Source organism: Sulfitobacter sp. R18_1 (genome assembly GCF_017743915.1).
GTDB lineage: Bacteria > Pseudomonadota > Alphaproteobacteria > Rhodobacterales > Rhodobacteraceae > Sulfitobacter > Sulfitobacter faviae.
Genome location: NZ_JAGHRG010000007.1, coordinates 203,149 through 226,342 on the forward strand (window position 1 = coordinate 203,149; position 23,194 = coordinate 226,342).

Below are 23,194 nucleotides of genomic sequence, written 5' to 3' on the forward strand. Positions count from 1 at the left end.
AATCAGTCGGGATTCCCTTACCTCTATGATACGCAGGAGGCCAGAGTCAATCTGACTAAATTAGTCAGTTATTTTCAGGCCGCGGCATTCTTGCGCGGCGGCCCCACCTTGTGACGCCCGATGGGCACCATGCAGGGGGTCTGCGAGACCGGATCGTTGACGATACGGCACGACAGGCCAAAGACGGTTTTCACCAATTCCTCGGTCAGGACCTCGGCGGGCGGCCCCTCGGCGCGGATGCCGCCATCGCCCACGGCGATCAGGTGATCGGCATAGCGCGCGGCAAGGTTCAGATCATGCAGCACCATGACGATCGTCGTGCCCTGCGCCATGTTGAGATCGACCAGCAGGTCCAGCACCTCAACCTGATGCGCCACGTCCAGAAAGGTCGTTGGCTCGTCCAGCAGCAGCAGATCGGTCTCCTGCGCCAAGGCCATGGCGATCCAGACCCGCTGGCGTTGACCGCCCGAAAGCGTGTCGAGATCGCGCTCGGCCAGTTCCTCGGTCCCCGTCGCGGCCAGCGCGCGGGCCACGGCGCGGTCATCCTCTGCCGACCAGCGCGAGAACAGCCCCTGATGCGGATGCCGCCCACGCCCCACAAGATCGGCCACGGCAATCCCCTCAGGCGCGATGGGCGATTGCGGCAGCAGCCCCATGACCTGCGCCAGCTTGCGCGACTTCATTTGGTGCACCGCTTCGCCATCCAGCAGAACCGCGCCGGACTTGGGCTGCAAAATCCGCGCCAGCGTCCGCAAAAGCGTCGACTTGCCCGAGGCGTTCCCGCCCACGATGGCCGTGATCTTCCCCGCCGGGACGGTGAGCGTTACGCCTTCCAAAATCACGCGCTTTTCATAGCCCGCGCCCAGATCGCGCGTTTCAAGACGGTGGTCGTGGGTCATAGGGTGCCCCCATTTCTATTGGCGCGAACGATGAGATACAAAAGGAAGGGCGCGCCGACCGCGCCAGTGACGACCCCCACGGGCAAGCGGGCGGGCAGCAGGAACTGCCCCACGAAATCGCCCGCGATGACCAGCAAAGCGCCGACCAGCCCGGCCCCCAACAGCAACCCGGTGGTGCCCGGCAAAAGCCGCGCCGCGATGGGGCCTGAGAGGAAGGCGACAAAGGCAATCGGCCCGGTCGCTGCCGTGGCGATGGCCACAAGGCCGACGGCGGCCAGTGTCACCCGCAGCCGCGTGGCGTCAGCACGCACGCCCAAGGCTTCGGCGGTGTCATCACCAAGGCGCAGCACCTCCAAGTCGCGGGCGGTAACGGCCAAGAGCCCGCCGAAGACCAACAGCGCCCCCGCCACGGGCAGCGCTTGGACGAGTTGCATGCCGTTGAGGCTGCCGGTCAGCCAGCGCATCGCCTCGGCCCGGTCCCATGCGGGCGCTTCGAGCAAGACATAGGCCGTCACACTGTCTAGCATGGCAGAGACGCCGATGCCGATCAGGATCAGCCGCGCCCCGGCGGCACCGCGCCGCGAGGACAGCGCCCAGATCATCGCCGCGACCCCAAGCCCCGCCGCCACCGCGACGAGCGACACCAGCCAACCATCGAGGGACAGAATGACGATGGCAAAGACCGCCGCCGCACCTGCGCTGGCGCTGATGCCGATGATGTCGGGGCTGGCCAGCGGATTGCGCAGCATGATCTGAAACGCCACCCCGCCCAAGCCAAAGCTGGCCCCGGCCAGCAACCCCATGACCGCACGCGGCAGGCGCAAGTCGGTCACCACGAATGAGGCATTGGCCCCCGGCGCCCCCGTCAGCGCGGCCCAGACGTCACCCGGCGGCAGGCAGCCGCGCCCGCAGCTCAGTGTCAGAAGCATAAGCGCGAGAACAAGCGCGGCCAAAGCGACCAGCACCTGAACACGCCGCGTCGCGGCAGGGCGGAAACGGCGGGGTGCGCTGACAGTCACATCGCTCATAGCCCGCGCATCCTGTGATTGCGCACCGTCCAGATAAAGAAGGGCGCGCCGACAAAGGCCGTGACGATGCCCACGTCCAACTCATTCGGGCGGGCGATGACGCGGCCCAGCACGTCCGACAGCCCCAGCATGGAAGCCCCCGCCAAGGCCGAGAGCGGGAGCACCAGCTTGTAATCAACGCCCGCGATCATCCGGCACAGATGCGGCACGACCAGCCCGACAAAGCCGATTGGCCCGCAAAGCGCCGTCGCCGTGCCGCAGAGAATCACCGCCCCCGCCGCCGCCATAACCCGGCCCAAGGCGACGCTCTGGCCAAGGCCGGTGGCCAGTTCTTCGCCCAAGGCCAATGCGTTAAGAACCCGGGCCGAGGCGAGGCTCAGCGCCAGCCCCACCAGCGCAAAGGGCAAGGCGGGCAAGAGGGTCTCGAAACTCGCGCCGCCGATGCCGCCCACCTGCCAAGATTGCACGGAACCCGCGATGTCATTGCGCGGCAGCACCACCGCGATGATGAAGGCCGAAACCGCGACAGAGGTCGCGGTGCCCGCAAGCGTCAGCTTCAGCGGTGTCGCCCCGCCCTGCCCGGCAGAGCCGATCAGATAGACGAAAACCGCCGTCACCCCGGCCCCAGCGATGCCGAGCCACAGAAAACTATGCGCGCCGCTGATGTCGAACCAAGCGATGCCCACCACGACGAAAAGCGCCGCCCCCGCGTTAACGCCCAGAATGCCCGGATCGGCCAGCGGGTTGCGGCTGATGCCCTGCATCACCGCGCCCGCAAGGCCAAGCGCCGCGCCCGCCAGAACAGCCAGCGCCGTGCGCGGCATCCGCACGGCGACTGCGGCGGCGCCGATGGTCTCGATCCGGCCGGTCATCCCCGCCCAGATCTCGCCCCACGGCACCGCGCGCGCGCCGACGGTCAGCGACAGGCCGGTCATCAGCAGCAGCAGGCCCAGCAAAAGCGCGAGGCCCGCCAGCCGTTGGGGGCGCTGCACCTGCATTATTCGCCGCGCGTGGCGGCGGCGCTCAGCCGCGCGAGGTAGTCGTCGAGCACATAGTCGATCGACAAGGGCGTCGGGTTCGCGGCAGTGCCCATCGGGTCATTCGCCAAAAGCACGACCGAGCCGCGGGCGACCGCCGGAAAGCGCGCGATCAGCGGGTTTTTGGCCAGTTCGTCCAACCGCGCCTGATCGCCATAGGTCACGACAACGTCCACGTCTTCAAAGAGGTCGATCCGCTCGGCACTCACCCGGCCCGAGTATTTCCCGGCCTCGCTGGCCTCGCGCACCGCCTGCGGCGTCGCCATGCCGAGGTCGGTCAGGAATTGCACCCGCTGGTCAGCGGCGGCGTAGAAACCGATGGTGCTGAGGTCACGCGGATCAAGGTGGGTCACGAACATGCCGGTCTTGCCCGCCAGTTCGGGATGCGCCGCGCGGGCGGTGGCGATCCGCTCTTCGATCTCGGCGACCATCGCCTCGCCCTCCTCGGCCATGCCAAGGCCCGCCGCGTTCTGGCGGATCATCTCGCGCCATGTCGTGGTCCATGCCGCTTCGGGGTAGGCAACGACCGGGGCGATGCGGCTGAGGGTTTCATAGTCCGACTGCGACAGGCCAGAATAAGCGGCGAGGATCACATCGGGCTGGGTGCTGGCCACGGCCTCGAAATCGATACCGTCGCCCTCATCAAAGAGCGTGGGCACTTCTGCGTCGAGCTCGTCCAGCCGTTCGATCACCCAAGGCAGGAGCCCGTCGCCATCGTCATCCCCCCATGAGGCGCGGGCGAAGCCGACCGGCACGATGCCAAGCGCCAAGGGCACTTCGTGATTGGCCCAACCGACCGAGGCCACCCGCTCGGGCCGCTCTTCGATGGTGGTTTCGCCAAAGGCGTGTTCAACGGTGACGGGAAAGTCTTGCGCCATGGCGGCAGTCGCGCCAAAAGCCAAGCAAATGAATGACAACGTTCTGAGCACCGCGGCCCCCTTAATCCGATTCTTTTAGTAAACTATTGCCTGTTATGCCCCAGCGGGCGGGGATGCAACAGGTCAGTTCATCGGATCATGGGTTCGAGCGGTGACGGGACCGCCTGTGAAGCGGCCCCGGCCTGTGGCTATTGGATGCTTACCTCGAAGGAGACGAAGCCCTGCGCGCCCGGTTGCAGCGCCCCCGTACAGGACCAGCGCAGCGCCCCGTCATAGCCCGGCGCATTCGCCAATGGCGCGGCCACGGTGCAGGTCACCCCATCGGCCAGGGTGACCGGGCTGGGCACCGCAGCGGCCAAAGCCGTGTAGGGCGGTGTCTTGTCGTAAACGACGATGTCGCGCGCGGGCACGGTGCCCACGGTTTCGACATAGATGCGGTATTCCAACACATCCCCGGCAGCGGCGCCGTTGCTGACCCCCTCGGGCGTGCCGCGCGTCACGTTGCGGACGGTTTTGGTCAGTTTCAACGTGCCCTGCGCCGCCTCAACCACCAACCGGTCGGAGTTGACGTTTCGCTGGGCAAGCCCGCTGGAGCCATAGCTGGTGTCGGCGACCAGATCGAAGCGATAGGTCGATCCCTGCGTTGCCGCGCCCGAGGCGGTGACCCGTGCAAGGACACAGATCAGCCCGCCCGCATTGGTGGGCAGCGCCCCGGTGATCGCTTGGTCCGGCGTGCCGTCGCAATCCGTATCCTCGTAGAGCGCGGTCGAGAAGGCCCCTTCGGGCGCCGAGGCTTCGGCGGTGACGTTGAACACCACGTTTCCCGGGGCCGAGGCGATATATTCATGCCGCAGCGCCAAGACCTGTCCTGCCCGGATCGTCTTGTCCTGCGATTGGTTCAGCCGCGCCGCTTCGATCAGGCCGAAGTCGAGCCCGGCGTAGGCGGTGCCCGCTGCGGGGGTGAAGGTGAAGCGCCCGTCATGGGGATCGCCGTTGACCACACCGGGCAAGGCCGCGCCGCCCTCGGACACGTTGAGCAGACCCGCGCCGGGCTGGGCCACCACGGTGACCGCGCCGCTATACCCCTCAGGCAAGGCCGCGCGCCATGTGCCGTCCGCCGCCAGATCGGGCGTGACCAGCAATGCGCCGCCCGCGTCCAAAATCTCGACCTCGGCGCGGTCCGTGCCCGCCTCGCCCGTCTGCTGGGCTCCGTCATAGGCGTCGGCCCCCACGCCGATGTCAAAGAACACCACGCCAGAAAGCACCGGACCGTTGGCGCGCCGGGCCACGCGGGCAAGCGCCTCGTCATCATCGGCCAGCCCATCGCCGAGGTCATCCACCAGCGCGCCGGTGCCGGGGTCGCTGTCGGGGTCAGGAAGCGACGCGCCGATGATCTCTGCCTGATTTTCCGTGGCGCCTTCGCCCTGCAAAGTGACGCGGATGGTCAGGCTGTGGCTGCTGCCCGAGGGCACGTCGCCAAGCAGCCACAGACCGGTCGAAGCATCATAGCTATCGCCCTGCGCCGCCGCGTCGTCCGAGACATAGGCGAAGCCATCGGGGATGAGATCGAGCACCCGCACATCCGAGGGGCTGCCGGGGCCGGTGTTGGTCACCGTCAGCACGAGGTCGAGCGCCTCTCCCACCGTGGCCTCTGTCGCGGGGCTGGCGTCCGCCGCGCGTAGGATGGTTTGGGTCAGGGCCAAATCGGCCTCAGTCGGTAGGGTTTCGAAACCGAAATCAGAACTCACCGGGCTGCCGCTGCCCGCATCGACGGCAAGGCTCGCGATCGGGTTTCCGGTGGTCAGGGTGAGGCCCGCCGGTATCTCGGGGTCCGCCTCATCCACTTCGACCAGATAGGCGCGGGCCGGGTCGAGGTTGCTGAAGGAATAGGCCCCCGCCGCATCGGTTTCGGTCACCGCCACCTGCGTATCATCGGCCCGGTCGCCGGGCGTGCCAGCATCGTCGAAAAGCGTCACGGTGATGCCCGCGGACAGCGTGGCTTCGGCCCCGTCGCGGCTGCCGGAACTGTCGGCGTCCTCATAAAGCGTTCCGCCGATCCGGCCCTGTGGCAACAGATTGACGAGGGTCACGAGGTAATCCTCAACCTCCCCATCGAAGTTCAGACCGCTGAAGGGGTCTTGGGTCAGCGCGCTGGAGGTCGACCAGCGGATGCGGGCATAGGTGGTGCCATTGCCCACATCGACCGGCACGGGAATGTTCAGGCTGATCTGGTTGTTAAACGCGCCATCGGTATCGCCTAAGCCGCCGTCACGAAAGTTGATGGCCACCTGTTCGGTCGGGTCGAAGACATTGTTCTGGTTGAAGTCGATCCAGAGCTGAAGATTAGTGATGCCTTCGGTCACCGGCAGGCCGAGGGCCAGTTGCGCGCTGAGGGTCTCATGGGTCTGGATGGTCAGCGGCACAATGGTGCCCGCCTCAAGCACCGGGAACTCGGCCACGGAATCCTCGTCGTCGATCCCGTCGAGGTCGTCGCCATCGGCATTGGCGCTGAACATGCTCTCGGTCTCGGAATCGGGGAGGCCACCACCAAGGTAGATGTCCGGCACGATGATATGGCGCGGCTCACCATAGCTGGCAGGCGCGTCGCCCCGGTCCACCAGATCGGCGGCGGCGATGATGAGGGAGTAATCCTCGATCTCGCCATCGACGGCAAAGCTCGCCACCGGCAGCCCGGCTTCGGAGGAATAGCGGAACCGTGCGAAGGTGGTAGAGGTGGTGGCATCGCTGGGCACGGTCACGTCGATCTGGATCACCCCGTCGCCCGCCACATCGTCAAAGCCTGTGCCATCGTCGCGCAGGTCGCGGGCAATGTTTTCGCCAAATGACCCTTCGAAGACCCCGTCGCCGTTAAAGTCGATCCACGCCTGAAGGTACCCCGCCCCTTTGACCGGAATGTTGAGTGTGCTGATCATCCCTTGGGTCATCACCGGAAAGACCACCGCGTCTTCGTCATCGCTGTCCAACAGGTCGTCCGCCGTGGCCGAGGCATCGGACTGCGCCACCAATTCGATATCGGGCGGCACATCGCCAAGATAGACCTGCGGCGTATCGCTGACCCCATGCGAGGCGGTCAGGTAAGAGATCGGCGCATCGCCAAAGTCGACCCCGAGACCGTCGAAAACAGCGACCGTGACCTGCGCCCTGTCGCATTGCGTGGGGTCAATGCTGTCGCAAAGCTCATAGTCGATCAGGTAGGTGCCCGAGGGCACCCCCGGCGGGACGATCACCCGGCCCGCATCCGCGCCTTGGGTTTCCAGCACGGGCACCGGATCACCGCTGTTCTGGGGTATGGCTTCGGTCAGCACCGCAAGCGTCGCGGTGGGGAACGCGGCAGGCAGCCCGTTGATCGTGTCGTTGGACATGACCTCTCCCGCCGTGCCGCCAAGCAGGCTGTTGAGCGGCGTCGCGGTATAGTCATCATCGCCCGCCACCACGCTGGCCGAGGTATTCGCCACCGCGCAAAGCCGGATCGACGAGCCGCGCCGCGCGTTGTTCAGCGAACTGCCGGTATAGCCGTGGATGAACTCCCCCTCGGTGAAGGTGCCATATTCATAGGTGGCATAGTTGTCGAAGCCAGTCTCGTTCGGCTCTTCCGTCCAATTGGTCGGGTCACCCACCTTGGCGGGGTCCATCGTGATCGCCTGCCCCCCGGCGGGAAAACCGGCGAGCGGGGCGGTGTGGAAATACGAGATGCCATCGGGCGCGAGCAGCGGGCCGACCACATCCGAACTGTCATCCGATGCCCCACGGCTGTCTACATCCGTCTGCTGAACGATCACGCCGTTGATACGGCTTTGCTCGACCGCCCGCCCTTGGGGGTTGGAAGGGGTGGCGCTGCCGTCTTCGACAAGGCGCAGACGGTAGGTGACGAAACCGTTGTCAGCGGGCGTCATCCGCGCTTCGAGCGAGCCGTTGATATTGACCGCAGTGGCGTTGCTGATCTGGGTCGCTTGGAACACGACATCCAGATCGTTGCCATTGATGTCGGTGGTGACATTATCGAAGACGAAGATATCCGAGGTCGTCAGCGCCGCCGCGCTGCCCGCCCCTGCCAGCTGCGTGCGCGGCTGCGCGAAAACCGAACGCGGGGTACAGGTTTGCGGGCCGGTGTCGGTGGACAGGACATTGGCGACGATGCTGGCGTTTTGCGGGTTGGACTGTAGGCGCGACACGAAAGGCGTGCCGATCGCACCGATCCCCGCCGTGGCGGTGCTGTCAACCGCGCCCGACAATGCATCCGCCGCCGTCACGGTATATTCCGCCGTACAGGTCGCCTTGCCGCCCGGGGCCACAGGTGCGGTGATGGCCGGGCAAGTGACCGTGCCGACAAGACTGTCTTCGATCACCACGTCTTGGTTCGGGTTGAAGGGCAGCTCCCCTGTGTTGGTCACCTCATAGATAAAGGTGACCGTCGTGCCCTGAAGCGCGGAGAGCGGGCTGGTGAAACGTGCAAGGCTGATGGTCTGTTCGGTGGTAAAGTTCACATCGGCGAAGATGCCGATCCCCCGCGCCCCTGCATCATAGGGCAGGGTCACCGGATTGTAGTAGCTGCGGACCTCGCCAATACTTTCGTCGTACCAAATCTCAATCTGTGAGGTCGCATCGGGATAGCTCAGCCGGATCGACCCGTTGGTATCATCGCCCGAAGTCGGCGAGAGGAAGGCGCTGCCGTCGATGAAAAGACATTGCGCCTCGTTCCCGTTCAGCAGGCCGGTGTCGCCGGACCCCGGCCCGGGGCCGACCACGACGGTGGGCGCCGGCCCCAATGTGGTGATGCTTGGGTTGCCGTTATCGCCAAAGGCCGTCACGAAATCGCAGCGGTCCCCGGTGCTGTGGTTGTCGGTGGGGTCGATGTCGAGGATGTCGACGGTAAGGTTGTCGACCTGAAACGCGACGCCGCCGGAACTGGCCGACACGCTGGCGGTGATCCGGTCATCGCCGCGCCGCCCCGCATTCGGCCCGGCATCGCCCACGATGACAAGCGAATCGACACCGCCGCCCAGGACATTCACATCGTCGGGCGTGAAGATCGGATTGCCCTGCGCGTCGGTGCTATAGGGGCGCAGATTGCCGGTGATCTCGACCGTTGTGTCGATCTCGAAACCATATTGGTCCGACAGGGTCCGCAACAAAGGCCCGGCAAAACCTGCGGGCCAATCGAAAGTGGACCAATCGATCGAGAAATCCCCGGCATCCGCGGGAGAGGAGGAGACGGCAAGCGTGGCACAAACGGCGAAGGAGACACCGCGCAGCGCTTTTCGGTTTGAGAGACGTTTCACAATTCACCTTTCGGTCCGAACCGGAGAACCCGCGCAACGAGGCCCCCAGCGAGAATACGAACAAATATCTACCGGACATTTATCGCGAATTGTCGGTGCCAATGCGAAGGTGCGTCCGGTCAATGCAGATGCCGCTGCGGATAGCGCGATATACTTACGGATAGGTGAAACAGCTCTGGCCAGATCGCCAAATGCGCCCCCGGTCTTCCCCCCGAGGGGAGGACGGGGAAAACCGGTGGGGCGCATCGCTGCAAAGCTATCAGGGAGCCGCTCCCTGGGGTAGGGGAACGGGCAGCAGCTCCCGAGAAGGCCCGCGTCGTGAAGCATATTTTCAGGCGAAACGGTCGAAATGAACCGGTTGCCAGCTTGGGACGCGGTCATTGGTCTGGTCAATGACGCCTTCGTGCAGACCCGTCTATCGGCGGGCATAACTAACTATAGGTCGCGCCTCGCATCGTTGCATCTGGACGGGGGTATAATCGGACTAGTCTTAAGGATAGGTTTCCGCCGCCCGCCCAAGCAGACTTGTCAGAGGTCAAGCTGCGCCTTCATCGCCGCCAGCGTCGCGTCGCAGGTGGCGGGCAATGCCTGGGCCAGCGCGCGCGCCTCTTCGTCCTTGTCGGTCTTGCAGGCGGTCTCGATCTCTTTGAGCAGCCCGTGCAACCGGTCGGCGCCGAGCATGCCGCACATCCCGGCCATGGCATGGGCGCGGGCCTGTAGGTCAGGCAGAGCATCGGCTGCCATCAGGTCAGGCAAATCGGTCGCGACTTGTTGGTCGAGCTTTTCCACCCGCTCGCGCAATTTCTCCGCGCCCAGCAGGTCGAGCAGATCTGCGATTTGTTGTTCGTTCAACAGGGGCCGTTTCGCGGATTTCGCCTGTACCGATGACTGGGCGCTGGCCAAACGCTCGGGCAGAGCCTGTTCGGGCATGACCGCGCGTCCCGAAAGCTCGCGCAGCTTGGCGCGTAGTACCTTCATATCCAACGGCTTTTGCATGAACCCCGACATCCCGACGGCGCTGAACTCCGCCCGCTCTTTTGGCATGGCATGGGCGGTCACGGCGATGATCGGCGTTTCGCAGTTGGGGCCCTCGCCGGAAAGAATCGCCTTGGTCGCCTGAATGCCGTTCACCTCGGGCATGGAGATGTCCATGAGGATCGCATCGAAGGGTGCGTCTTCGGCCAGTTCGATCGCCTCGCGCCCGCCGGTGGCGAGGGTGACGTCATGGCCAATCTTCTCAAGCATCGCCTTGATCAGCTCGCGGTTAATCTCATTGTCGTCCACCAGCAGAAGGTTGAGCCGCTGAGCCGCCGCGGGTTCGGCGCGCTTTTGCGGGTTGGGGGCCGCATCGCAGTCGATCTCGGCCAGATCAGCAAGCTCTACGGGCAGGCGCAGGGTGAAACATGTCCCCTCCCCCACGGTCGACTCGCAGGTGATCTCACCCCCCAGACGTTTGACCAGACGGCGCACGATCCCCAGCCCCAGGCCGGTGCCCCCGGTGCGGCGCTCATAGCGGCTGTCGAGCGAGACGAAATCTTCGAAAATACGGTCGATATCCCCCGCCGGAATGCCGGAGCCGTCATCTTCGACCTGCAGGTGGAACGCTTCCCCCTCGCCCGCGGGTTTGGCGAACCAACCGCGCAGGGCCACATCGCCGCCGGGGCTGAACTTGATCGCGTTGCTTAAAAGGTTGACCAAAATCTGCTGGATCGCCCGCGGGTCCGTGACGATGGCCTTATCGTCTAACTGGGTCAGATCAAGATGCAGCCGGGTGCCCCCGGCCTCGGCCAGAGGGTCCATCGTGTTGATGATTCCCGCCATCAGCACGGTCATGTCACAGGTCTGACGCACCTGTTCATATGTCCCCGCTTCACTGCGCTCAATCGCCAGCACATCATTAATATGGCCCAACAAAATCTCGCCCGAGGTCATCGCCGCATCGAGATAGCGCTTTTGCTCATCATCAAGCCGGTCATCTTGCAGCAGTTGCAGGGCCGAGATCACACCATTGAGCGGCGTGCGCATTTCGTGGCTCATCATGGCGAAGAAACGCGATTTTTCCTGATAGGCATCAAGCGCTTCATCCCGCGCGGCGATGATCTCGGCCTCGCGGAGGCGCTTTTCGGTGATGTCCCGAATATAGGCGATAAAGAGCGACCCCTGCCCCATCGGCGATTGCGACACGGACATCTCGACCGGGAAAATGCGCCCGGCGTGGTCGATCATCTCAAACTCGCGGCGGCCCTTGTCGGCGACCTCCGTCTCACCGGTGATGCGGAACCTCTCAAGCCTTTCGCGGTGCATCCTGCGGTCGGCCGGGGGGATCAACAGGCTGATATAGTCCCTGCCCTTCGCCACCTCATGGGTGATGCCGAAGATCTCTTCGGCGGAGCCGTTGAAATCTTCGATCTCCCCCCGCTCATTGATGACGACGATGGCGTCGAGCGATGCCTGAAGGGTGGTCGCAAGGCGCAGGTGGTTTTCTTCGACCAGTTGCGATGTGCGGTTCAACCGGCTGGCCTGCCGCGAGAGGCGGTAGACCGCCCCGACCAAAGCAAGGGTGACGATCAAGACGATTGCCGCCATCACCTCGATCAGCCGCACGATCTCATGGCGTTCGTTTTGGGACAGCTCGCTGGCAATGGCGATGGAGGCGAGGGCAATCTCGCGGGGCACGTCTTCGATGCTGCGCAACATGGCGTCGATATCGTCCAAAGCCGCGATCAGTTCGGCGTCGGACCCATCAATCGCAGGCAGGAACCCGTCCAGCAGGGCCCGCAACTCACGAATTTTCGGTTTGGCCCTTGCATTGTTGCGCACCCGTTCGGCCAGCAGGACGCGGCTATAGAAGATGTCGAACCGCTTGCGGAACTCGTCCAGCGCTTCGGGCGTGGCGGATTTCGCCTCAGTCAAGGCGCGGTCGGTCTTGAGGAATTCGATCTCGATCTGCGTAAAGACCCATTCAGCGTGGTCTTGCTGCGCGCTGTCGAGCGCCTGAATCCGGTCCCAGACGTTATAGGCCAGATAGGCGGCGATGCTCATCCCCAGCACGAGGATAAGCATCAAGACCTGTCGGCTTCTTGCGCGCGCGGGCCCGAATTTTCCTGCGTCGTTCATCCAAGCCCTCTGCGCCATTGTCAGTTACTCGACACTAATTCGGTCAAGCTGCCAGATCGACCGGCTGTAGACCAGTTCCGTCTGATAGGCGATGTCGCTGTCATAGGGGTAGACCACCCAGAGCGGCCCCTTGTCCCGGCGCGACATCTCCTCGCCATTGGTATGGTAGGCGATGATCGGCCCGTCTTCGACCGCGTCGGACATGGGGATTTCCACCGCATAGTCATTGATCGCCGTCGCGGTGATGGTGCCCTCTTCGACGTTCAGCGTCTCAAAGAGGTCTTTCAACGACACACCTTCGAATGCCTGCGTGCCATCGGTCCAGATCGTCGTCGTCTCAAAGCTAGAGACAGGCATGGATTTGAGATCTGAGAGGGTGAAGCTATGGGTTTCCTCGGCCAGCGTCACTTCAAGCACGGCCTCTTCGTCTTGGGCGGCAACCGCCGACGCAAGGCCCAGAGAGAGGGCGGCCGCGGTGATGGTCTTGCTGAGGTACTGAAAGGTCATGTCAAATTTCCTTATCTGGCGTTGTGACCTGACCATACCCTGCCCGAATGACAGGCGCGAAGGCGCAGAAGCGCATCCCCCCTATACCAAAGGATAGGTGCGCCTGTCCCCGCGCGGCCCGCATTGCCATACCAAAGGATAGCGGCGCATGCCTTTGCCCCCCTTTCCCCTTGGGCTTTCATCTTTCTTTTGAAACGGGCACACTCTACCAATTAGAGAACGCCGGCCATTTTGGCTTCAGGAGATCTATTATGTCTTTGCGTATTTTAATTGCCGATGATCACGACATGGTCCGAGAGACCATCGCCATGTTTCTTGATGCGGATGGGGCCACCGTCACCGAAGCGGCAAGCGATCTGGCCGGCGCGCTGGACAAGATCAAATCAGAGCCGCCCTACGACCTGGTGCTGCTGGATTATACGATGCCCGGCATGAAGGGCTTGCAGGGTCTGCAAACCGTTCTCGATATCAACGAGGGTCGCCCGGTCGGGCTGATCTCCGGCACCGCCACCCGGCTGATTGCCGAACAGGCGCTCGAAATGGGGGCGATCGGCTTTCTGCCCAAGACACTGCCCGCCAAGTCACTGGTCAACGCGGTGCGTTTCATGGCGGCGGGAGAGACCTATGCCCCGGTCACCTTCATGTCGGGCAAGGACAATCCCGAAGAGACGGATTTCGAGAAATCCCTGTCCGAGCGGGAGCGCCAGGTGCTGCGCGGATTGATGAACGCGCAGTCCAACAAAGAGATCGCCCGCGACCTCGATCTGCAGGAAGTGACGATCAAACTGCATGTCAAAACACTTTGCCGAAAACTGGACGCAAAGAATCGTACCGATGCGGCGATCATTGCGCGCGACGCGGGCTTCGTTTGAGGCCCGTTTCACACCCCTGAACCACCCCCGGCATCGGCCCAGCGCGTGCGCTGTAGCGCCCCCCGATTTCCCCCTCAGCGTAAACCATAATCGCCCGCCTCGTGCGGGCGTTTTTGCGTTCGGCCTATAGCGACCCGCGACGAATCAAAGATTCGGAAGCCCCATTTCTCCCAGCAAAATTAACCATCTGCGCGGCCCGCGCCCGGCCCGATTTCCGCGCCAAATGATAGGCCGCGGCGCGACCTGATAGGGCCTCCTATCCTTTCGGCTAAGCGCCTGACCACAGGCTCAGCGAGTTAACCGTTCGCTCAGATGATATCGGTATCCGGTTCCCCGAAGATGAGAACAGGACAACGCAATGAGCGTGTCCGTTCATTGCAATCGCCGGCTCTTCACCGGCCAACAAGGGAACTACTAGATGCGTATCCATATCTCCCAATTATCCAAGACACTCATCACGAGTACGGCTTTGTCGCTCGCGGGTTTCGCGGCTGCCGCCGACGCGCTCACGAGCGAATTCTCCTTCCGCGTGGTGGAAACCAATGCCGAGGGCGAAGAAGTCCTCGTAGAGCGTCAGACGGTCCGCCCGGGCGAGGTCATCTCTTATGAGCTGCGTCACCAGAACATGACCGACGGCGCCATGGAAGGGCTCGTCATCGCCGCGCCGGTCCCCGAAGGCGTCTCTATCACATTGGGTGCCGAAGTGACCTCTGTCGCCGCGGTCTTTGAAGTCCAGGCCGAGATGGACCCCGAACAGGAAGGGCTGGAATGGTCCACCGTTCCCGCCATCCGCAAGGTCCTCGATGCCGATGGCAACATGACCGAAGAGCCGCTGCCTGAAGAGGCCGTCGCCGCCGTGCGCTGGACCCTCTCCGAACCGCTCAAAGCAGGCGATTCCGCCTTCAACAGTTACCGCGTGCGCCTGAACTAATCCCGGCGCCTCTCTCTCCACTCTCTCTCCAACTACTATAGAACTAGGGAATATTAACGTGAAACACCATACAACCTTCCTGCGCTCCGTAAGCGCCGTTGCTCTGACCGCCGTGATCGGCACTGTCGCTTTCGCGGCACCCGAAGCGGGCTCTGTCATCGGCAACCAAGCCGTGGCGACCTATACCAACGCCGCGGGCGACACGATCACGGTAACCTCCAACACCGTTGAGACAGTCGTTCAGCAAGTTGCCGGCGTCACCCTGACCTCCGACAACACCGAAACCATCGCCCCCGGCGGTAAGGCGTTCCTGCCGCACATCATCACCAACGATGGTAACGGCCCGGATGCCTTCGCACTGACCGCGGTTGAGACCAACAGCGGCACGCTCGACACCTCGCAGCTGGTCTTCTACCCCGACGCCAACATGGACGGCGTGGCCGATAGCGCCACCCCGCTGACCGAGACACCGACCCTCGCCCCCGGTGAGCAGTTCGGCATCGTGATCGAAGCCTCCGTCGCCTCCACGGCCACCGGTTCCGACACGATCACCGTGACGGCGGCCTCGACCCTCGACGGCACGGTGCTGAGCACCAACACGGACACGCTGACAATCTCCAACGACGCGATTGTCGAGCTGGTCAAATCGATGACCGCGGACCCGGCTTCGGGCGGCAACCCCAATATCATCGACGCAGGCGATACTGTAACGATCACGCTGACCTACTCCAGCACCGGTCTGGCCGCGGCCAACAACTACTCTGTGCAGGACGTGCTTGATGGCCGCCTGACCTATGTGCCCGGCTCGGCCCGTTGGTCTGACTCCGCCACACCGCTGGACGATAACAACGGCTCCACCGTGGGCGACACGACAAACGGCTCTGGCGAGACCATCGCTTGGGACTATGACGACGCGCAGAATGTCAACTTCCTGATCTCCTCTGTCGGTTCTGGCCGCTCGGGTGAAGTGACCTTCCGCGCCGTGATCGCGGATACCGCCAACGCGGGCATCATTACCAACGTGGCGACCCAGGACGTTGACGGCGTGGCCTTCCCGCCATCGAACACCGCCTCTGTCACCGTGGACAACCAATATGCGGTTGCGGTTGCTGATACGGCGATCAACTCCAACGGCACGGCCAACCCGGCGATTGCCTCGGCCACCGACGATGACGCGGCCAACAACGATGTCGTCACGGAATCCGGCGATGTCTATCAGGGCGGCACAATCCGTCAGGAATTCGTGCTGACCAACCTCTCCAACAGCCCGGACAGCCTGACCCTCGACGTGACCAATGGCGACTTCCCGGCTGGCACCACCTTCCGCTTTGTCGGCGCCGACGGTATCACACCGGTGGTCGGCTCTGTCGGTCCGTTGGGTATCGGTGACAGCGCCAAGGTGACCTTGATCGCCACATTGCCAACCGATGTCGCACCGACAGCCACCACCAACTACACCGCCGTCATCACAACGACCTCGGACAACTCCGGCGTCAGCGATGTGTCGACTGCCGAATTCACCGGCGCGGTTCTTGCGGCCTCGGTCGATCTTGAGAACGCCGTGGTCGGCTCCGAAGGCGATGGCGCGGCACCGACGAACGGTGGCAACCCATGGGTCACCCAGTCGACAGACCCGGGCGCACCGGTTGTCTTCGAGATGCTGGTCGAAAACAACGGCCCCACCTCGGACAGCTTCAACCTGTCGCTGGATCAGGCCCTGCCCGCAGGCTGGACGGTTGAGTTCCAACTGCCCGACGGCTCGATCGTGTCGAACACCGGCACCATCCCCGCAGGCGCATCGCAGGCCATCCGCGCCGTGATCACGCCAGCCGATGGCGCCCTGCCGGGTGACACGCTGGTCGACGTCGCGGTCGTCTCTTCCGTCTCGGGTCAAGGTGACCGGATCGTCAACCAAGTTACGGTCAACGAAATCTATGACGTGAAGATCATCGAAGACCAAAGCGCGCAGGCTTCGCCGGGTGGTATCGTGGACATCCTCCACACCATCTCGAACGAAGGGAACGTGGCCATCACCGAAGCGTCGATCACGCAATCGGGTCTGACCAACTTCTCCGGCGCGATCTTCTGGGATCAGAACGGCAACGGTGTGATCGATCCGTCCGAACCGGTGATCGACAACTTCGATGACCTGACCGACGGCGTCTCACCGGGTGTGAACGGTCTTGCCCCGGGCGACAGCATCTCGCTGATCTACCGTGTGCAGACGCCGTCGACCGCCACCCAAGGTGTGTCCGAAGTCGGCACCATCACCATCAACAACACGTTGAACGGTGTCGGGACCGATATCGACCAGACCAACAACGCCGTCGAAGACCGCGTGGTCATCATCTCGGGCGATGTCACACTGAGCAAGTATCAGTACATCGACGCGAGCTGCGATGGCACCGTGGGCACCTTCACCAAGACGCGTCTTGATGTCGAGCCCGGCCAGTGCATCCGCTACATGGTCGAAGCCGAGAACACAGGTGCCTCTGCGGCGGACAACGTGATCATCACGGACGCGGCCCCGGCCTATACCGCGATCACGGACTGTGGCGGCGCCTGCCCTGAAAGCCTGTTCCCGGGCACCAGCACGGCCACCGTCACCTCGACCAACGTATCGAGCACGCATGGCAGCATCCTTCCCGGCGGCTTCGCCCGGGTAGAGTTCACCGTGCGGGTCGACGACTAAGCGACCTCTCGGGCGCCCCCGGGCTGAGCGATGCTCTCCCGGGGGCGCCCCCTCCTCCCCCCGTTTCCGTCTCCCCCATTTTTCACGCCCTTCCCAGGGATCGCAACAGGAGCAAGCTGATGCGCAGTTTCCTTATGTCTAAAGCCCGCCCGGCTCTGGCCCTGATCAGCGCCTCCGCACTGGGCCTGAGCCTTCTGCCCCAGACCGCCACCGCCGCCCCGGCCCCCGGTGGGTCTTTCATCCGCAACGTGGCAGAAGTCAGCTATTTCAACACCTCCCTTGGCATCATGGAACGCGTCTTCTCGAACCCGGTACGGGCCGAAGTCGCCGCGGTTCCCGGGCTCGAAGTGACCGGCTACTCCGACCTTCTGCTGACCCGTGGTGCCTTTGGCCGCTACCATTTCGACGTCATCAACAGCGGCAACGTGCCGCTTTCCACATCGGTCAGCATCAGCGAGCAAGGCAGCGCCAGAATGATGTCGCGCCAATCGCTTTTCCCTGACCTGAACGGCAACGGCCTGATCGATACCGAAGACCGCGCTTTCGACATGTCCGCGCCCTTCATGCTCGCCGCGGGCGAGCGGATGCAGCTGATCTATGAATTCCGCATCTCCGCCGAGACCCCCGTCAGCACCCAATTCGCCAGCATGCTGACCGCATCTGCCGTGACCGAGGATGGCCAAAGCCTGACCGAAGACGCCATGGGCGTCTCGCGGGTCGAGGAAGGCGGGCTCGAAGTCTCGAAAGAGCAGGTCGTCGCCGAGAATGACGAGGGCGCGCTCATCACCTACACCCTGCGGCTGCGCAACGATTCCGAGCGGGACGCCTTTGGCTACCCCGAGATCGAAGGCCAGCCGATCGTGATCGACGGCACCCCCCGGACCGGTGTCTTGCTGCGCGATGCGATCCCGCTGAACACCGTGTTCCACGCGGTGCAGGATTCGGGCACCATGACCGCGCTGGTTCACATGCGCGGCGCGCCTGACCACCACTACGTCAGCGTCGCCCCCGCCGGGCTTTCCCATGACGTGGATGCGGTGGCCTTCTTTCATGAGGGCGACTACGCCGTCGGCCATGCGACCGATCCCAGCTTCTCGGTGCGCGTGCCTGCCGACTTGGGCAAGGTAGAGGTGCAGAACACCGCCTCGGCCTTTTACAACAACCAAGAAAGCACCCTGCTGCTGACCTCCAACACCGTGGTCTATGACCGCGATACAGAGACGGTCGGCACCTTGGTCTTTGAACACCCCCAGACCGGCGCGGACCAGCCCTATGGCACGCCGGGCAGCGACACCCGCCTGCGCCTCACCTCGGGCGCCTGCAACATCAGCACCGAAGTCGACAGCACGGCGGTGACCATCCGCAGCATGCTAACAGGCGATGTGGAAACCATCATCGCGACCGAGACTGGGGCCAACACCGGTGTCTTCCTCACCCCCGCCCTGCCGATGGCGCAGATGTCGCCCGCCGTTGCCGGGGATCAGGTCATGGCCACCGACTTTGGCGATAGCTTCATCGCGACGGCGTCTTGCGACAGTGCGGTGCTTGAGGACGATCTGATGATCAACCCCGGCAACTTCCTGTTCAACTCCGTCACCAACGCCCCGATTGACGGCGTGGCCGTTGCGCTTGTCGATGCCCGTTCGGGCAACGAAATGGCCCGCACCCAGACCGACCAGCGCGGCTTTTTCACCTTCTCCGAAATGCCCGAAGGCGACTACCGCTATGCCGTGATGGACGCGCCCGCATGGATCTTCCCCTCCGCGCGTCTGGACTATGCCGGTATGGGCCGCAATGTGATGGATGCCGGTTGGGGCCGCGCATTCAAACACGCAGGCGGCGCATTGTTCGTCTCCGACATCCCGGTTGATCCGAATTATGGCACGCCGCTGGCGCTGGACAAAGCCGCCGACCTCGACCGCGTGGGTCACGGTGAATTTGTCACCTATACGCTGAGCTTCACCAACAACATGCACCAGGCGCTGATCGGCGGCGAAATCCTCGACCGGCCCGCCTATGGTGTGAACTTCGTGCCCGGCACGGTCACCCTCAACGGAGAGCCGCTGGACGATCCGCAAGAGATCGGCAATGGCGATCTGCGCTTTGACGTGGGCATGCTTGAGCCGCTGTCGGGCCATGAGCTGTCCTATGTGATGCAATTCTCTGCCGCCGCCCGCGAAGGCCGCAACGAGAACAGCGCGATCCTGTCGGGCCGCCAAGCGGGCACCGGGACGCTGCAACAATCGCAGACCGCGCGCGCCATGGTCCGGCTCGACAATTCGGGCGGTGTCTTTGCGCGCCAAGGCACCGTGCTGGGCGCCGTCTTCATGGATTGCAACGGCAACGGTCTGCGCGACCGCGTCGAGGATGAGCCCGGCATTCCCGGTGTGCGCATCGTGACCCAGGAAGGGCTCTTCGTGGTGACCGATATCAATGGCGCCTATTCGCTCAACGGCATGCGCCCGGTGACACATGCCTTCCTCGTGCAGCCCGAAACTCTGCCTGCCGGAACCGCGGTGCAGGTGACCCGCACCAACGATCTGCGCCGGGGTGGCTCGCGCATCGTGCCGCTGAAGAAGGGCGAGTTGCGGACCGAGAACTTCGCCGTGGCCCAATGCACCCCCGAAGCGCTTGAGGAAGTCGGCAAACGCCGCGACCATTTCGCCGGCAAACGTCAGACCCCCGGCATGAATGCAGCCGATCTGCCGATCGACGGCCAGCGCAGCAGCACCCGCTCCGTGCGCGGTGAGGCCGGCATCGCCACCACCACCCAGCTGACCCCCGGCATGATCGCGGCACAAAGCGAAGAGGCCGGACAAGAACCCTCCTCTGTCGCGCAAGCGGCCCGTGCCTCGGCCCAGCGTCAATCGCTCGACAGCATGATTCAGAACCTCGATAGCGCGCCGGGCTTTGTCGACTTTGCCGAAGACACGTCCGTCACCCGCGCCACACAGAACATCCGGATTAAGGGCAAGGCCGATCTCACGCTGTCGCTTTTGGTGAACGGGCGCGAGCTGGGCGGCGACCGGGTGGGCGAACGCACCAATCTGGCAAAGAACAACGTGCAGGCGCTGGAATATGTGGCCGTGAAACTGGCCTCGGGCGAGAACGTGCTGACGCTGGTGGGCCGTGACGGTTTCGGCATCGAACGCGTCCGCAAAGAGCTGCGCCTGACTGCCCCCGGCAAACCTGCCCGGATCGAGATCCTGATGCCGGAAACCGCTTCGGCCAATCCCGCCTCGGTGGTGCCGGTCGTGGTGCGCGTGCTTGACGCCGGGGGCCGCCCGGTGCCCGCCTCAGGCACCGTGACCCTCGCCGCCCGCCGGTCGCTTTGGGATGTGACCGACATCCGCAGCAGCGCGCCCGGCGTGCAGGCCTATCTCGACAATGGCGAGGCGACCTTCAACCTGATCCCGCCGCAGGCCTCCGGCCCCGACCTGATCACCGTGCGCTCCTCCTTTGGCGAGGCCGAGGCGCGGGTGACCTTCACCCCCGACCTGAACGAACGTGTGCTGATCGGTGTGATCGAAGGCGCGGTTTCGCTGAGCGGGGATGCGGGAAATGTTATCGAAGAAGACCGCTTCAGCGCCTTCGAGGACACCACCACCGGAATCCGGGGTGAGCTTTACCTCAAAGGGGTGATCCGTGGCGATGCCCTGCTGACCCTGCGCTACAGCTCGGACCGGGACACCGAAGACAGCCTGTTCCGCGACATCCGGGGAGAGGAATACTACCCCGTCTACGGCGACAATTCCGAACGCGGTGCCGATGCGCAATCTTCGTCCAACCTCTTCGTGAAGGTAGAGAAAGGCCGCTCCTATGTGCTCTACGGCGATATCGCCATCGCGCCTGAGGCCAGCGCGCTGAAACTGGGCGGCCTGCAACGTGTCGCCACCGGCGCCAAGGGCCATTGGGAGAACGACCGCGTGTCGGTCACCGTCTTCGCCGCCCGGACCGCGCAGGAGCAGCAGATCCAAGAAATCCGCGGGCGCGGTGTCTCTGGCCCCTATGACCTTGACCTGAGCGGCTATGTGCAGGGGTCCGAGCGGGTGGAGATCCTCGTGCGGGACGAAGACGGCGGCGATATCCTGTCGGCCACGCCCCTGTTGCGCGGCACCGACTATCTGCTCGACTTCTTCCGCAACACCATCACCTTCGACAGCCCGGTGCGCCAGTTCGACCTTGACGGCAACCCCGTGTCGATCCGCGTGACCTATGAGGTCGAGGCCGAGGGCGCCGAAGCCTATTGGCTCTATGGCGGTGAGGTGAACTATGCCCTGTCCGAGCGGACCTCTGTCGGCGCCCGTGCGGTCCATGCCGACGCCCCCTTGGGCAACGCGGCCCGCCAGCGGATGCACTCTGCCTATCTCCAGCACGAAGACCGCCAAGGCGGTCTGTGGGAGGCCGAGGTGGCCCGGTCGGAGAACGCCATGGGCGACAAGGACAGCGCCGCGCGCCTGTCCTATGAGCTGAAGACCGAAACCCGCCACTTCGCTTTCGAGGCGATCCACACGGGCCGCGACTTCTACGCCCAAGGCGGGTTGGCCCGCCCCGGCACCACCCAGGTCCGCCTGAGCTATGGCGAAGAGATCGACCGGCGCAGCGACATCGCCTTCGGCGCGGAATACACCCGCGACCGGATCAACGACAGCACGCGGCTGACCGTGGATGCGATCTATTCCCGGCATCTGGGCAAGACCCTGCGCGGCGAGATCGGCCTCGAGTATAGCCGGGACCGCACCGCCAGCGGCAGCGAGACCGACACCGCCCTGATCCTCGGCGCGCATTGGACCCCAGCGGCCCGCCCCGGCACCGTGATCGAGGCCAAGCTGCGCGCCCCGCTCAGCGGTGACGCCCCCACCGAACTGACCCTCGGCCTTTACGACGAGCCCAAGAACGGCTGGCGCGTCTATAACGAGATCGAGCTTCAGTTCGGCAGCGACGCTCTGGTCACCCGCGCGGCCTATGGCTTCACCTATACGATGAACGAATGGGTCACCGGCCGGACCGAGATGACCAAGGCCAGCGGCACCAGCGACACCACCATGGTGCAGGGCCTGTCGGTCGATTGGGACATCAACGAGAGCACCAATCTGCGCGCTGACCTTGAGCATTCGCGCAACCTTGAGACCAATGACGGGGAGCTCACCTCCTTTGCCATCGGCACAAGCTGGGAATCGGCGGATGGTGACTGGGTCGGCGATGCCGAACTGGAAACCACTTGGGAAGAGAGCGGCAAGACCCATTACGCCAGCTTCGGCATCGCGGGCAATGTCACCCCTGAGCTGACCGTTCTGGCCCGCAGCCGTGCCGCGCTTGACCGCCGCGAGGGCGAGAACTCCCGCCGCATGCGCACCCGCATCGGGGCCGCCTATCGCCCCAAGGACAACGCCCGCCTGGATGTGCTGGCTTGGTACGAGCACCGGCTGGAAGAGAAACACGCCAGCACGGAAACGCATCTGTGGTCGATCGACGCAAATTACGAGATCGACGCCGACCTGCGGATCAACGGCAAATATGCCGGCCAGCATCAGAAGATCGGCACCAATGCCGGCGCGCGGGCCAACACCACCACGCAATTGATCCAAGGCGGTCTGAACTACGAATTCGGCGACGACCGTTTCCAACTCGGCCTCAACGCCACGCATCTGTGGGACAGCGAGGGCAATTCTTCCAACGGGATCGGCGCCGAATTTGGCTTCACCCCGCGCGAAGGTGTCCTGCTGGCGCTCGGCTACAACAAGGCCCGTGGCCGGGTGGCAGGGCAAAGCAGCCTCTATGACGAAGGGTTCTATTTCCGGTTCAACCTGCTGTTGGACAACTCACTCTGGACCCAGTTCGACCAGTTCCTCGGAAGCTGACCGGGAGACTCAGCCCCGAGGGAGAGCCACGTTCCAAGCGCATCTGGAACGTGGCTCATTCCTCTTTCAGAG

At 64.0% G+C, this 23,194-nt stretch carries 11 protein-coding genes; 4 read left to right on the top strand and 7 right to left on the bottom strand.

Going from position 1 to position 23,194, the window contains the following annotated elements; all coding sequences use genetic code 11:
- Positions 1-74 precede the first annotated feature (74 nt).
- The 7 genes from J7392_RS15210 to J7392_RS15240 all read right to left on the bottom strand — a co-directional run bounded on the left by J7392_RS15210 (position 75) and on the right by J7392_RS15240 (position 12,766).
- Positions 75-899: an ABC transporter ATP-binding protein gene (locus J7392_RS15210; RefSeq protein WP_209218345.1), complete on the bottom strand. Its 825-nt coding sequence runs from the start codon at positions 897-899 to the stop codon at positions 75-77.
- Positions 896-1,927, bottom strand: a complete 1,032-nt coding sequence (locus J7392_RS15215) for an iron chelate uptake ABC transporter family permease subunit (protein ID WP_209218346.1) — start codon at positions 1,925-1,927, stop codon at positions 896-898. The genes J7392_RS15210 and J7392_RS15215 overlap by 4 nt, the downstream gene beginning before the upstream one ends.
- Entirely contained in the window at positions 1,924-2,862 is a 939-nt protein-coding gene (locus tag J7392_RS15220) for an iron ABC transporter permease (protein ID WP_247744602.1), read from the bottom strand. Before J7392_RS15220 ends, J7392_RS15215 begins: the two co-directional genes overlap by 4 nt.
- A 62-nt stretch (positions 2,863-2,924) precedes the next feature.
- Positions 2,925-3,842, bottom strand: coding sequence for an iron-siderophore ABC transporter substrate-binding protein (locus tag J7392_RS15225; protein ID WP_209218398.1), 918 nt, complete (start codon positions 3,840-3,842; stop codon positions 2,925-2,927).
- 188 nt (positions 3,843-4,030) lie between these two features.
- Positions 4,031-9,142: a GEVED domain-containing protein gene (locus J7392_RS15230; RefSeq protein WP_348540705.1), complete on the bottom strand. Its 5,112-nt coding sequence runs from the start codon at positions 9,140-9,142 to the stop codon at positions 4,031-4,033.
- Positions 9,143-9,670: 528 nt separating this feature from the next.
- Complete coding sequence (locus J7392_RS15235; RefSeq protein ID WP_247744604.1) at positions 9,671-12,205, bottom strand: ATP-binding protein; 2,535 nt, start codon at positions 12,203-12,205, stop codon at positions 9,671-9,673.
- Between the two features lie 78 nt (positions 12,206-12,283).
- Complete coding sequence (locus J7392_RS15240) at positions 12,284-12,766, bottom strand: molybdopterin-dependent oxidoreductase (protein WP_209218349.1); 483 nt, start codon at positions 12,764-12,766, stop codon at positions 12,284-12,286.
- A 251-nt stretch (positions 12,767-13,017) separates the two neighbouring features.
- Here J7392_RS15240 and J7392_RS15245 point away from each other — a divergent pair, with 251 nt between their 5' ends.
- The 4 genes from J7392_RS15245 (at position 13,018) to J7392_RS15260 (ending at position 23,122) form a co-directional block, all read left to right on the top strand.
- On the top strand, positions 13,018-13,638 hold the full coding sequence (locus tag J7392_RS15245) for a response regulator transcription factor (RefSeq protein ID WP_067267389.1): 621 nt from the start codon (positions 13,018-13,020) through the stop codon (positions 13,636-13,638).
- 418 nt (positions 13,639-14,056) lie between these two features.
- On the top strand, positions 14,057-14,569 hold the full coding sequence (locus J7392_RS15250) for a hypothetical protein (RefSeq protein WP_209218350.1): 513 nt from the start codon (positions 14,057-14,059) through the stop codon (positions 14,567-14,569).
- 58 nt (positions 14,570-14,627) lie between these two features.
- A complete protein-coding gene (locus tag J7392_RS15255) occupies positions 14,628-17,261 on the top strand; it encodes an NEW3 domain-containing protein (protein WP_209218351.1) in 2,634 nt (877 codons plus the stop codon).
- A 119-nt stretch (positions 17,262-17,380) separates the two neighbouring features.
- Entirely contained in the window at positions 17,381-23,122 is a 5,742-nt protein-coding gene (locus tag J7392_RS15260) for a hypothetical protein (RefSeq protein WP_209218352.1), read from the top strand.
- Positions 23,123-23,194 lie beyond the last annotated feature (72 nt).